We start from the raw sequence: 12,077 nt of genomic DNA, 5'->3' as shown, positions 1-12,077 counted from the left end.
ACGGATGAGAGGTTATTCAAAAAGTCCACTTTTGATTACGAATAATGCCTTACGGCATCATCAGCATCGAATATGAAATTCAGCCGAAATAAGCGGGAGGCTTACGAAGTAGTTTTCTTCGGAAACATTGTGGTTGCTCACGTAGTTTTCCTACGTTCCGCTACTCCATTTCTATCTTCATTCCATCTTCTCGGTACTGAAAACCAGACTTTTTGAATATGCACTTTATGTGTTGTTACAGGCAGGAGGACAAGTAATGTTACGGAAAACGAAGATAGGTATAGGCGCACTGGTCGGTTATGGTCTCGCGGCGATCTCGAGCCCCTTCTTACCAGATGTCATCACGTGGGCGATTCCGGCACTGGCAACGGTAGTGGGTGGACTGATTCCGTCACGTTCCACGCCACGCACACAGGTCGAGAGTTCACCATCAGCTCCTGTACCCATTACAGACATCGGAAATGAACCATCCCGCTTGAACGGGGACAAGCGCCGAACGTTGTGCCAACAGGGGGTATAGAACCTTCTGCGGTACAGCCGCATTCGAGTAATTCTCCCTCACAACATGCGGGCTCAGAACCAGCGAAGCCATCCCGGACTGAACCAGATCCTGTATTCGATCCGGTGATTGAATACCTGGAAGTTCTGGAGGATATGATCATCTCCGAAGGTCAGAAGAATGAGCTGGATAATGAGATTGTGGAGAAATCACTGGCGTTGTTCGCCCGTTTGCAGCGTGTGATTCCTTCCCTTCAGGAGCTAAACAACGGAGATATCAACCATACGGTGCGCAGACTGATTCTGAAAGACTTAAACGGTTTCATTAATCCATTTCTACGTTTGAGTGGAGAAGCCAAACGCAATAATCGGCGTATGCTTCTGAATGGCCTTAGAGACGTGGATTCCAAGATATCGGATATTGTATCAACAATTGAACATAAAGACTTAATGGAACTTCAGAACAAAGCGGAACTGATACATCAACGGTATAACAGCTCTGAATTATAGGAGGGATTGGCATGGCAACGGAATGGGCTCAGTTGAAGCAGGAAGATGAGCAACGGATTAACCAGGAAGCAACGCAGCTTATTCAGAAAGTGTCCCAAAGTGATCCGGCTCACCTGGATACCTTAATGGATGATATCGGCAAGTTGGGTGTGAAAACACAGGAAAGAGCAGGACAGACCCTCAAGCTACTTGATCGTCCAGTCAATGAACTCATGTCGGGGAATCGAGCCGAGGTATCAAATATGATCCTGAAGCTTCGTGATGAATGTGAGAGTCTGCAGCAAAGTAAAAATGTGAGTTTTGTCGGGAAATTGTTACGTAAAAGCCCGCTGAAAAACTATGTGTATCGTTATCAATCCGTTCGAACGAACATTGATGCCATCATTAATGGATTGCGGGACGGCAAGGACAACTTGGAAGAAAGCATCGTGAATATGCGTCAGTTGAAACGTTCTTCCATTCAGGAGATCTACAATCTGCAGACCAAAATCACCTTTGGTAACCAGCTGAAAGAATTGTTTGAAACCGAGATCGCCAAGCCTGAGAACGAGAATCGTAAAGCACATCTGGAGCGTGGGTTGCGCAAAGTGGTTACACGTACCCAATCCATGACAGAGATGATCATGCTGTACAATCAGGCGATCGCAGCTACGGACATCATTAATGATAACAATGACAAGCTGATTGATTCAGTGAATAACGCCATTGATAAAACAGCGAATCTGATCACCGTTTCGGCCATGATTGCCATGGCTCTTAATGATCAGGAGAAGGTCATTTCCGCTGTAGAAGCTACGAATAAGACGATTGAAGATCAGTTCAAGGAGAACGCCAGATTGCTGAAGACAACGACAGAGAAAACGAATGAGCTGTTGTCCAAACCGGCCATGTCCCTTGAAGCGGTCAATCAGGCGATGGGTGATCTGATGTCTGCGCTGGATCTGTCCGAGCAATCGAATCGCCGGATCATCGAGAGCTGTAATGACTATACCAACAAGATGACCACACTTAACGCCAAAATGAGCGATCGACTGGGTCTGGAAGGGCCGAAGGCTGCTGCCATTCCGGAGAAAAACAAACCGGATTCCAGCGCATTAGGTTCTTATCTGGATTAGGGTAAGAATGGCTTCATCATATTTCATGGACATCGCTGCAAGTATTTCTTTCTACGAGACGCCGAGTGCAGTTCTTCCAACAGATATTCAGAGAATGTTTATGGAGAGACTTGGACCTGAGGATGCTGATTTTATCAGAGTTCAGGCCGTGATACGGATATATAAAGGAGACATACGATCGCCTGGGTGAGTTGAATGATGACTATCGGGGAGTGTGGACGTAGAAGATGGTGGTAAGTAAAGTTGAAAAAAAGGTTCATCAGCCATAGGCAGATGAACCTTTGTGTTCTTCTGATACTCAAGGGAGATGAATGGTTTGGATATGATCGGTATGCATAATTAAAGAAGTTCCATCCGCTTCTACCAACGCAAGCAAGTGATCGTCTGCATTCTTCAATAACCCTGCTCGGTAAGGCTTGCAACCGAGGTTGAGTACAACAAGTTCACCTATCATTTTATGAAGTTGCTGATCGAGTGTACGGGAGAGTGACATGGATGAAGGTTGCATAGGGAAATGTTGCTTACTGAGGGAGTAGGGTGTGCTGTTAGTAGGTGAAGGAATAATATACTTCAGATGATTAATGGAAACATAGATAGAATGATATAACGGAGAGTAGAACATAAAGTAGTCATTCATAATATTGGTAATATAACCATGCAATGTTTTCCCTCCGATGGAGATTTCACTAAATCGTCCACGGGCGTTCATCAGTATTTTGCGGTAAGAGATGTTGGTGTGATCCATCTCGGGGTCAGGTGTTGGCACAATCATACTTGAATCATCTACTGAGTTGACATGCATGGATTGAACATGATGAAGTGGAATATAAACAAATCGCTGGTTTCCGTAGACTACAATCAGATCCTGACCTACATCAATGATCTCACCCTGGATCGGTAGTTTACAGCCGGACAGCTCCAATTCGATGGGTTTACCCAGCCAATGCGTTACAAGTTCCATAGTATTCCTCCTCTCAGTAAAGTATAGATGTCCAAATATATAGTGAAATTAGGCTAACAATTAGACTTATTGGTATCACAATAAAGGTAACTTTCATATACTGTTTCCAGGAGATTCGAATTTGATGGGTCTTTAATATATACATCCAAATTAACGTTGCTAAGGTGCCAATAGGCGTCAGCAAGGCTCCGATATCACTTCCCAGAATGTTGGCAAGATACGCAAGATGCAGTTGAGATTCACTTAGTTGAAGATCGGTAACAGCAAAGGTCCCAATCATGACGGAGGGCAAATTGTTGAATAGATTGGAAAGCAGAGTGAGCATTAACCCCGACACAGCAATGATGCTGGCATTTCCTCCTTCTATTAAAGGTTTCATCCACTGAATGATTGACGCGGTCATGCCTGCACGGTGAAGACTATCCACAATAACATAAATGCTGAAGGCAAAGAGTAGAATGTGCCAAGGCGTTTGTGTTATCACATCTTTGAGCCCAGTCCGGGTGCGATACCAACGCACAGCGAGCATGAGAATAACACCAGTGATTGCGACTACCTCCATACGTATACCGACTTGCTCAGCTAGAAAATATCCTGCACGGATAAATACAACGATACCTATACAGACACGGAACAGCCACCAGTCTACTTTATTCTCAGATTCAGCCGTCTGTAGCGGATGATATCCTGAACCTGATGAAGACGGTAGGGATACAGGGAAATGATGAATAACTTTGGGAATCCTTCTGCGAAAATAATAGAACAGCAGTACGGTCATCACCATAATCGCAAGCATGGATGGCACAAACATCATCTGAGTATAAGTATTCAGATTTAAGCCTACCATTTGCAAAGCAATCAGGTTAGCCAGATTACTAAGTCCAATTGGCGCACTGGAAGCCGTAGCGATGAGCGCACCGGAGATCAGGTAGGGCAACTGTTGATGCATTTTCAGACGAAGTATAGAACAGATTCGAATAATAATCGGAGTTGTGATCAGAATACTGCCATCATTGTTGAAGAAGATGGTCATGAGAAAACAAAGTAATAGAATTAGCCAGAACAATCGAAAGCCGGAACCTCTCGCTTTCTCAATCATATTCAAAGCGATCCAGCGAAAAAAACCGATGCTATCTAGAATAATCGACATGACAATGGTAGAGATAATTGTTACGGCTGCACCAGATACGATCCCGAAGATTCCAACAATGTGAGCATAGCTGCTCACTCCAGTTAAAATAAGAAGAAGGGCGCCAAGCGAGGTGGGTATAGATTCATTCAATCCGCCAGGACGCCACATCAGGAAAATGACAGTGATGATAAAGACCCCGAAGGTTAACCACAACTGGTAGTCAGGCATTTACTGTGATTCACCTCCCAGGGGAGAAGTCCTGACGAAGCCTGAAACAGATGTTCATGGGATGGAGTGGGCCTTCCGGGTGCAACGATCCAGTAAAAAGGCACACCAATCAAAACTAATGCGACGAAGATCAACATGATAATTCCCCCTTTAAGCTGGTAGATAACTTTAAGCTGTCAGTTTATTTTATTTACTTCTTTTTACCGCCGGATTTGTTGCCACGGGATTGATTGCCTTGGCAACCTTGATTGCCTCGCGACTTGTTACCACCTGACTTATTGCCTTGGGATTGATTTCCTTGAACTCTTTGCCCCTGAGAACGATTGCCTTGACTGCTCCGCGACTTGTTGCCGCCGGACTTATTACCCTGAGATTGGTTGCCTTGAGCTGCTTGGTTGCCTTGAGAACGATTGCCACGAGACTGATTACCTTGGGCTGCTTGGTTCCCTTGACTTGTATTATTACTGTTATTGTTGTTGTTCCCACTACCACCACGCACGAGGGATACAGATTTCACATGTTGCATGGGAATACGAACAATCTCCTGATTTTTCAAAGCTATGATCAATTGGTTCTGATTGGCATCGGCCAGGATGCCTTCCACTTTTTCAGGTCCTCCCCGGTTAATCTGAACACGGCGGAAGCGGAGAGCTTGCATAACGCCCAAAAACGTGTTGGAGGGAATAGGGTTCCCCATGGCTGCATTTCGGTTACCACCGGAACGGCCTGTATCTGTTATGCTTTTGACATGTGATTCATTAACGTAGACAATTCCTTCTTTACAGTTCATTGCCATATAGTCCCAGCATACGTCCGTAAGTGTACCTTGTACTGAATCAGGTCCCCCCCGGTTAATCTTAATCTCTCTTCCCAACAAACCTCTCATTCCTTGACCATTCATAGACATTGTGTTTTACCCCTTCCATGATATAAGTTCAGATGGACAAAAATGGTGGATGTAATTGTGATCCCTTCCATTCGTCATTCGTGTCTGTCTGTAGTTTAATCATATGTGGCATGCCTCTTGGAGGGACTAGCCAGTTAACTATATTTATACTATTTTGGCTATAATCTATTAGAATTTATGTATATTTATAGATTAATAACTCGGTTATTCCGCATTATGACAAGTGAAGTTGAATGTGATATGTACAGGACTGTGCATTCGCCCGTACGACTTTCTGTGCTTCTGCATAGGATGATGTAAGAGCCTACGGGCGAATCTTACAGGTACTCGAAAGGCGGATGGAAATGGCTCTACCTGTCTACCATATCAGCTTGTCTCCAACCGAATATCAACAGTTAACGTCCAATATATGGTCAGAGGCGTTTGTGAACAGCACGATGCAGATGGACGGCAAGTCGTTTCCAATCCGGATTCGATATCGGGGAGGACATACACGTGGCTATGTGAAAAAATCATTTGAGATTCGTACAGCCAGCCGGACGTATCATTTTAATGCGGAGTATGATGATCCTTCGTTGCTGCGCAATGCACTTTCTTTTCGCTTTTTTGAGTCGATTCGTGTACCCGCACCGTCTTCCCAACACTGCGTACTCTATCTGAACGGGCAGCTTCAGGGTGTATACCTGCGGATCGAAGGTGTAAAATCCTTCTTTTTTCGCCAAAGGAAAATCCCTGTGCGCAGTATCTTCTATGCGGTGAATGATCATGCTGGTTTTACGATAAATTCGGATACCTCCTCAACAAGTACCCATCTATTGTCCGGGTACAGCTTAATTCGGGGCAAAGATGTGGATCGTACAAGGCTGCGTAACTTTATTCAGCAGTTGAACACAAAGTCCAGGCTGGAATTGTTTCGATTTTTACAGTCGAGGGTGGATACGGACAATTATTTACGCTGGTTAAGTGGAGCTGTGCTTACAGGGAACTTCGATGGATTTCATCAGAATTACACATGGTATGAGAAAATCAAAAGTGGAAAATATGGCATCCTGCCTTGGGATTATGAGGGGACTTGGGGGAGGAACTGTTATGGAACACGAGTTGACCCCAATCTTGTTCGTATTCAGGGGTATAACAGACTTACCGGACGATTGCTGGCATTCCGCAGTTTCCGTCAACAATATAAGAAGCTGATGCGGCAACATCTGATGAATGCTTTTACAGAGAAGCGAATTATGCCTCTAGTCCATCGATTGCACAATGAGATTCGTGAAGATGTCAACAAAGATCCTTACATGAAATGGCCTATGGATGTATTTGCAGGAGAACCGGAAAGAATTCGAGACTACGTGGTGAAACGTCGGGAGTATTTGAACGAGAGATTACATCAACTGTAAGCACTTCAATGGCATGGGGAAGGGAGACCTTCCTTTTTTTGCTGCCCAAATGTTGATACGTTATTGTAATGGGAAAAGTGGGGTAATAAGAATAGAAGCGGGATTGTAAAATAGGCTATAATAACCATATGTGTACATAGAAATGATTACATATTGGATGCAGTGGAGAAATCAACATGTCTAATGGAGGCTCTGAGCTGGAATATAGTATCGGTTTAGGGCGCTCCGGGCCGGAGGAATGTGTATGATCAAGCTGTTGTACTATTTGAAGAAGTACCGAGTTGCCGCGATTGCAGCCTTGGTCATGATGTTGATTGAGCTCGTGGTGGAGCTGGCTCAGCCTTATCTGATCTCCAAGATCATTGATAATGGTATTCAGCAAGGGGACATGTCCGTAGTATGGTTATGGGGTGGGGTACTTGTGGGCAGTGCTGTCGTGGCATTTGTCGCGGGAATCGCCAGTTCGTTCTTTGCCTCCCATGCAAGCCTGGGGTTCGGATACGATCTGCGAGAGAAGCTGTATGAAAAGGTGCAAACGTTCTCTTATGCTGTATTCAACCGTTTTGCGACCTCGTCACTAATTACTCGATTAACAGGAGATGTGACTCAGGTTCAGGATACGGTCTTCATGAGTCTGCGATTCATGACCCGTGTACCGTTGGTGGTGATAGGTAGCATGATTATGGCGGTGGTGGTGAATCCGAGGTTGGGTCTGCTACTGGTAGTCATGGTGCCTGTGTTGCTCGTCGTTGTCATCTGGATGATCAAAAAGGCGGCGCTGCTGTTCCGCAATGTGCAGCGCAGACTGGATGCCGTCAACGGAGTCATCCAGGAGAATCTGACAGGCATCCGGCTGATCCGTGTCTTCGTACGGATGGGCCACGAGATTGAACGCTTCGCCGGCTTCAGCGGCAAGCTGATGAAAGGCACGATCTCCGCGCTGCGCTTGACGGAGACCACCATGCCGTTCATGCTGCTCATGATGAACGGTTGTATCATCGCCGTGCTCTGGTTTGGACGAGTAGACATCGCCTCGGGTAATGCGACCGTGGGTGAAGTGGTCGCCGTCATTAACTATTTGCTGCGCACCATTGGTGCCATTTCTGCACTGTCTTGGATTCTGGTGACCTTCTCCAGAGCGAGTGCTTCGGCGCAAAGACTGAATGAAGTGTTCAATACAGAAGATACGTCTGAGACGGAACAGTCGAAAGCCTTATCCGAATCCACACCATCTGCCCGGTCTGTGCAATCTTCGCAATCTGTACATGCTGTAGAAGCCGGGAAGAAACAGCGCGTGGTGCAGGGAGCGGTTGACTTCCGCGGGGTAGGCTTCAGTTATCCGAATAGTGAAATTACGGTACTGAGTGACATTACTTTCACTGCAAATGCAGGGGAGCGCATCGCGATTATGGGGGCAACAGGCTCAGGCAAATCTTCGCTGGTGCAACTCATTCCTCGGTTATACACAGAGGGTCAAGGAAAGGTCCAGATTGACGGTACCGATGCAGCAGAACTGGATCTGTCCATGCTGCGTAATGCCATTGGTTATGTGCCACAGGAAGTCATTCTGTTTACCGGTTCCGTGCGAGAGAACATCGCCTGGGGGCGGGAAGGTGCGACATTGGAGGAGATCGTGGAAGCAGCGAAGCGCGCCCAGATCCATGAGACCATTGAGAATTTGCCCAATGGTTATGATACATTGCTTGGCCAACGGGGCGTCAATCTCTCGGGTGGGCAGAAACAACGGCTCTCCATTGCACGAGCCTTGGTACGCCGTCCAAGCATTCTGATCCTGGACGATAGTACGAGTGCACTGGATGTGGCTACGGAAGGCAGACTGCTGGATGCGCTGGAAGAATTGTCATGTACCACGTTTATTATCACCCAGAAGATCAGTTCGACGACTTCGGCGGATCTAATTCTGTTGCTTGATGATGGACAGCTTATTGGACAGGGAAAACATGAAGACCTGATGGAATCGTCCGGGCTGTATCGTCGAATCCATGAATCACAATACGGGGAGGGCGCACAGCATGTTCAAAGCACTCATTGAGCCTTTCCGCCAGCCACCCCTGCCGATTGATTCCGAGACGCTGCAATCAGGTGGGGCGCGCAAACCCAAGGCGAGGGCGAAGAATTGGTCCGGTACGTTAGGCCGGATCTGGACTTACCTGGCACTACGCAAAGTTAAGCTGTCCATGGTACTACTGATGGTGTTAGCCAGCTCGGCACTCGCTTTGCTTGGTCCGTACATGGTAGGGGTGGCTGTAGATCGTTTTATCGATGGCGAAGCCGGTTCGAGCTGGATTCGATTTCTGATTGGATTAACGGCAGTGTACGTCTTGTTCTCACTCACATCCTGGCTGCAAAATATATGGATGATTGAAATCGCACAGGAAACCGTGTTCCGTATGCGGTATGATCTATTCTCCCATCTGCATAAGCTGCCGATTCCATTCTTCGGCAAACGCCAGCAGGGGGAAATTATGAGCCGGGTGACTAATGATATCGAGAACGTCAGCGGTACGCTGAACAGCTCGGCCATTCAGATATTTTCGAGTGTATTAACGCTACTCGGAACGTTTGGTGTGATGCTCTGGCTCAGTCCACTGTTAACGTTGCTGACCTTTATCGTTGTGCCGCTTATGGCGATTGGCATGCGTTGGATTACACGCAGAACGGGGCCGCTCTTCAAGGAGAGACAGCGCAATCTGGGTGAGCTCAACGGCTACATCGAAGAGACGTTATCTGGACAGCGGATCATTAAGGCATTCTCCCAAGAGGAGCGAGTCATTCGTGGTTTTGAGGAACGCAATACCCGAATTCGGATTTCGGGCTTCTGGGCGCAGACGATCTCCGGTTTTATCCCGAAACTAATGAACGGATTGAATAACCTGAGCTTCGCCATTGTCGCCGGGATCGGTGGTATTCTGGCAATTCAGGGTTCAGTTACGGTTGGGGTGATTATCATCTTCGTGGAATATGCCCGTCAATTCACGCGTCCGCTGAATGATCTGGCGAACCAATGGAATACGTTGTTGTCCGCGATTGCTGGGGCTGAACGTGTGTTCGAAGTGCTGGACGAAGATGAGGAAGCGAAGGACGAAGGAGCGGCGATATCTCTGGACAAGGTAGAGGGAGCCGTTCGTTTTGACAAGGTATCCTTTGGATATGATGAAGGCCGTGATATTTTACACGAAATCAGCTTTGAAGCCCAACCGGGTGAGATGATTGCCCTTGTCGGCCCAACCGGAGCAGGTAAAACGACATTAATTCAGTTGTTATCCCGCTTCTATGATCCGACAAGTGGCACGTTAACCGTAGACGGGCGCGATATGACAACCATTCGGCGTGAGAATCTGCGGTCCCATATGGCGTTCGTACTTCAGGATTCGTTTCTGTTTCAGGGAACAATTCGGGAAAATATTCGTTTTGGACGCCTGGATGCGACCGATGAAGAGGTGGAAATAGCCTCCAGACTGGCCAATGCCCATTCATTCATTGTGCGAATGAAGGACGGGTACGACAAAGTGCTCCAAGCCGACGGAAGCGGCATTAGTCAGGGGCAGAAGCAACTGCTCGCCATTGCCCGGGCAATCTTGGCTGATCCGTCCATCCTTGTTCTGGACGAGGCGACTAGCAGCATCGATACCGTCACGGAGATCAAAATCCAGGAAGGGCTGCAACGTCTGATGCAGGGACGAACCAGCTTTGTCATTGCCCACAGGCTGAACACGATCCGGCAGGCCGACCGAATTCTGGTGCTGAAGGATGGACGGCTCCTGGAGCAAGGCTCACATGACACATTGCTGGAACAAGGCGGTTTCTACAGCGAGTTGTATTACAGTCAGCTACGGAAGAAGGCACAATAGTGTTATGAGCAAAGCATAAATGATATGTTTGGGGAAGCGGATCATATGTATTATTTGGTCAAGAAGAAGAGCAGGAAAGGAGGGCATCATGCCCTTCATTCCTGCTCTTTTCATATTCACTGAATGTGGGATGTAACTCGTGGTTATTGGGTCACACTGCTCAATTTGTAAGATTCGTCTGTGAGCTTATTGGTGTTGGCAAATTCTACGCCAGGCTTATTCGTTTCTGGATCAATGATGGCAATCGCGATATCATAGGGGGAACTCTTTTTTTGCTAACCTTGTTAAATAAAAAGAGATTTAAAAAATTTATATAAAGCTGAGGGGCTATGCTATGCCAAAAAACGATAATATGCTGGCAATTCTCTGGATGCTGAATTCAGGCACCAAAATAACGGCAAAACAAATATCTGAAAAGTTAGAAATAAATATAAGGACCGTTTATCGATATATTGATGCATTATGTGCCAGTGGAGTGCCTATAATATCCGACACAGGTCATAACGGTGGGTATAGCTTGTTGAATAATTCTATCAAAGCGCCTCTGTTATTTGATATTGAAGAAAAAAAGGCGCTTCTTCAAGCTGCAGTTTTTGCAAAAGAATCGGGGTACCCTTTGAGTGAGGCATTAGACAATGCGACATCAAAATTGAAAATGTATTCGAATCAGGAGCAAGAAAGTATACTTCGTCGTCATTTAGCCGGATTTGATGTTATAAACCGCATGGGGGACCCCTCCGTTCAGCCGATATTGGCGGAATTGGAGCAGGCTGTGGCGAACGAATTCTCTGTAGAAATTGATTATCGCACGAGCTATGAAGAACAACCCAAGAATAGAGTGATAGACCCCTATGGAATGGTTTATTGGAACAATAAGTGGTATACAATTGCATTTTGCCATCTTAGGGATGAGATCCGCAGCTTTCGGGCAGAACGGATCCTACAAATTAAGCGGACTCAAATAAGATTTAAGCGCTCCGAAACTTTTTCAGCTCGTGAATTTTTTATGCATCAGTTGTTACCTGATGTAGTGGGCAAGGATGGATTAATTCCTTTAATTATCGGAGGAAGGTCAGAGGCATTGGATGACTTATGCCTGCATTGGTTTATGGGACACCATCTGAAAGAGCGGACTTCAAATCAAGCCATCTTTTTACTTGAGGAAAAATCAATTCATACATATGTCCCGTATTTTCTCCTATCCTACGGGAAATCCATCCAAGTTATCGAACCACTGAGTTTGAAGGACAGACTTGTTGCTGTTGTGTCCGAGTTAATGGAATACTATCGACTTTAATAACTTCACTGACAGTAGATGTCAGTGAAGTTATTTTATAATGATGACAATCATGGATTACCGAGATGAATTATGGGTATCACTTGATACATTGTAAAGAAGGAGAATTTGCAAATGAAACTGAACTCGGGATGATTGCAGCAATCTAATGAAGTTATAA

General features: G+C 46.1%; 9 protein-coding genes and 1 pseudogene. 7 read left to right on the top strand and 3 right to left on the bottom strand.

Features of this window, described 5'->3' with window-relative positions; translation table 11 throughout:
* Positions 1–256 precede the first annotated feature (256 nt).
* The 3 genes and pseudogenes from C0Q44_RS31975 to C0Q44_RS00330 all read left to right on the top strand — a co-directional run bounded on the left by C0Q44_RS31975 (position 257) and on the right by C0Q44_RS00330 (position 2,123).
* Positions 257–520: a hypothetical protein gene (locus tag C0Q44_RS31975; protein WP_105405549.1), complete on the top strand. Its 264-nt coding sequence runs from the start codon at positions 257–259 to the stop codon at positions 518–520.
* 101 nt (positions 521–621) lie between these two features.
* Positions 622–1,008 (top strand): annotated as a pseudogene (locus C0Q44_RS31970) (hypothetical protein); the annotation flags it as partial.
* 11 nt (positions 1,009–1,019) lie between these two features.
* Entirely contained in the window at positions 1,020–2,123 is a 1,104-nt protein-coding gene (locus tag C0Q44_RS00330) for a toxic anion resistance protein (RefSeq protein WP_105405548.1), read from the top strand.
* Between the two features lie 298 nt (positions 2,124–2,421).
* On the opposite strand, the gene C0Q44_RS00320 is transcribed toward C0Q44_RS00330, so the two are convergent.
* The 3 genes from C0Q44_RS00320 to C0Q44_RS00310 all read right to left on the bottom strand — a co-directional run bounded on the left by C0Q44_RS00320 (position 2,422) and on the right by C0Q44_RS00310 (position 5,351).
* Complete coding sequence (locus C0Q44_RS00320) at positions 2,422–3,084, bottom strand: DUF2642 domain-containing protein (protein ID WP_105405546.1); 663 nt, start codon at positions 3,082–3,084, stop codon at positions 2,422–2,424.
* A 13-nt stretch (positions 3,085–3,097) separates the two neighbouring features.
* Positions 3,098–4,444: an arsenic transporter gene (locus C0Q44_RS00315; RefSeq protein ID WP_105405545.1), complete on the bottom strand. Its 1,347-nt coding sequence runs from the start codon at positions 4,442–4,444 to the stop codon at positions 3,098–3,100.
* Between the two features lie 190 nt (positions 4,445–4,634).
* A complete protein-coding gene (locus tag C0Q44_RS00310; RefSeq protein WP_105405544.1) occupies positions 4,635–5,351 on the bottom strand; it encodes an LSm family protein in 717 nt (238 codons plus the stop codon).
* Positions 5,352–5,695: 344 nt separating this feature from the next.
* On the opposite strand from C0Q44_RS00310, the gene C0Q44_RS00305 reads away from it, so the two are divergent.
* The 4 genes from C0Q44_RS00305 to C0Q44_RS00290 all read left to right on the top strand — a co-directional run bounded on the left by C0Q44_RS00305 (position 5,696) and on the right by C0Q44_RS00290 (position 11,917).
* Positions 5,696–6,748 (top strand): CotH kinase family protein, encoded by a 1,053-nt coding sequence (locus C0Q44_RS00305; protein ID WP_258166105.1) that lies wholly within the window; start codon positions 5,696–5,698, stop codon positions 6,746–6,748.
* Positions 6,749–6,992: 244 nt separating this feature from the next.
* Positions 6,993–8,801, top strand: a complete 1,809-nt coding sequence (locus tag C0Q44_RS00300) for an ABC transporter ATP-binding protein (protein ID WP_105405542.1) — start codon at positions 6,993–6,995, stop codon at positions 8,799–8,801.
* Entirely contained in the window at positions 8,782–10,620 is a 1,839-nt protein-coding gene (locus tag C0Q44_RS00295) for an ABC transporter ATP-binding protein (protein WP_105405541.1), read from the top strand. Before C0Q44_RS00300 ends, C0Q44_RS00295 begins: the two co-directional genes overlap by 20 nt.
* A gap of 334 nt (positions 10,621–10,954) precedes the next feature.
* Positions 10,955–11,917, top strand: a complete 963-nt coding sequence (locus C0Q44_RS00290; RefSeq protein WP_105405540.1) for a helix-turn-helix transcriptional regulator — start codon at positions 10,955–10,957, stop codon at positions 11,915–11,917.
* Positions 11,918–12,077: the final 160 nt, after the last annotated feature.

This window comes from Paenibacillus sp. PCH8, from assembly GCF_002968835.1.
Lineage (GTDB): Bacteria > Bacillota > Bacilli > Paenibacillales > Paenibacillaceae > Paenibacillus.
This window is presented reverse-complemented; position numbering and strand designations above follow the sequence as displayed.

Bases quoted from the DNA above. Each gene is read 5' to 3' on its own strand.
- C0Q44_RS00315 (WP_105405545.1), bottom strand. From the start codon at position 4,444: ATGCCTGACTACCAGTTGTGGTTAACCTTCGGGGTCTTTATCATCACT.
- C0Q44_RS00290 (WP_105405540.1), top strand. From the start codon at position 10,955: ATGCCAAAAAACGATAATATGCTGGCAATTCTCTGGATGCTGAATTCA.
- C0Q44_RS00320 (WP_105405546.1), bottom strand. From the start codon at position 3,084: ATGGAACTTGTAACGCATTGGCTGGGTAAACCCATCGAATTGGAGCTG.
- C0Q44_RS00305 (WP_258166105.1), top strand. From the start codon at position 5,696: ATGGCTCTACCTGTCTACCATATCAGCTTGTCTCCAACCGAATATCAA.
- C0Q44_RS00330 (WP_105405548.1), top strand. From the start codon at position 1,020: ATGGCAACGGAATGGGCTCAGTTGAAGCAGGAAGATGAGCAACGGATT.
- C0Q44_RS00310 (WP_105405544.1), bottom strand. From the start codon at position 5,351: ATGTCTATGAATGGTCAAGGAATGAGAGGTTTGTTGGGAAGAGAGATT.
- C0Q44_RS00295 (WP_105405541.1), top strand. From the start codon at position 8,782: ATGTTCAAAGCACTCATTGAGCCTTTCCGCCAGCCACCCCTGCCGATT.
- C0Q44_RS00300 (WP_105405542.1), top strand. From the start codon at position 6,993: ATGATCAAGCTGTTGTACTATTTGAAGAAGTACCGAGTTGCCGCGATT.
- C0Q44_RS31975 (WP_105405549.1), top strand. From the start codon at position 257: ATGTTACGGAAAACGAAGATAGGTATAGGCGCACTGGTCGGTTATGGT.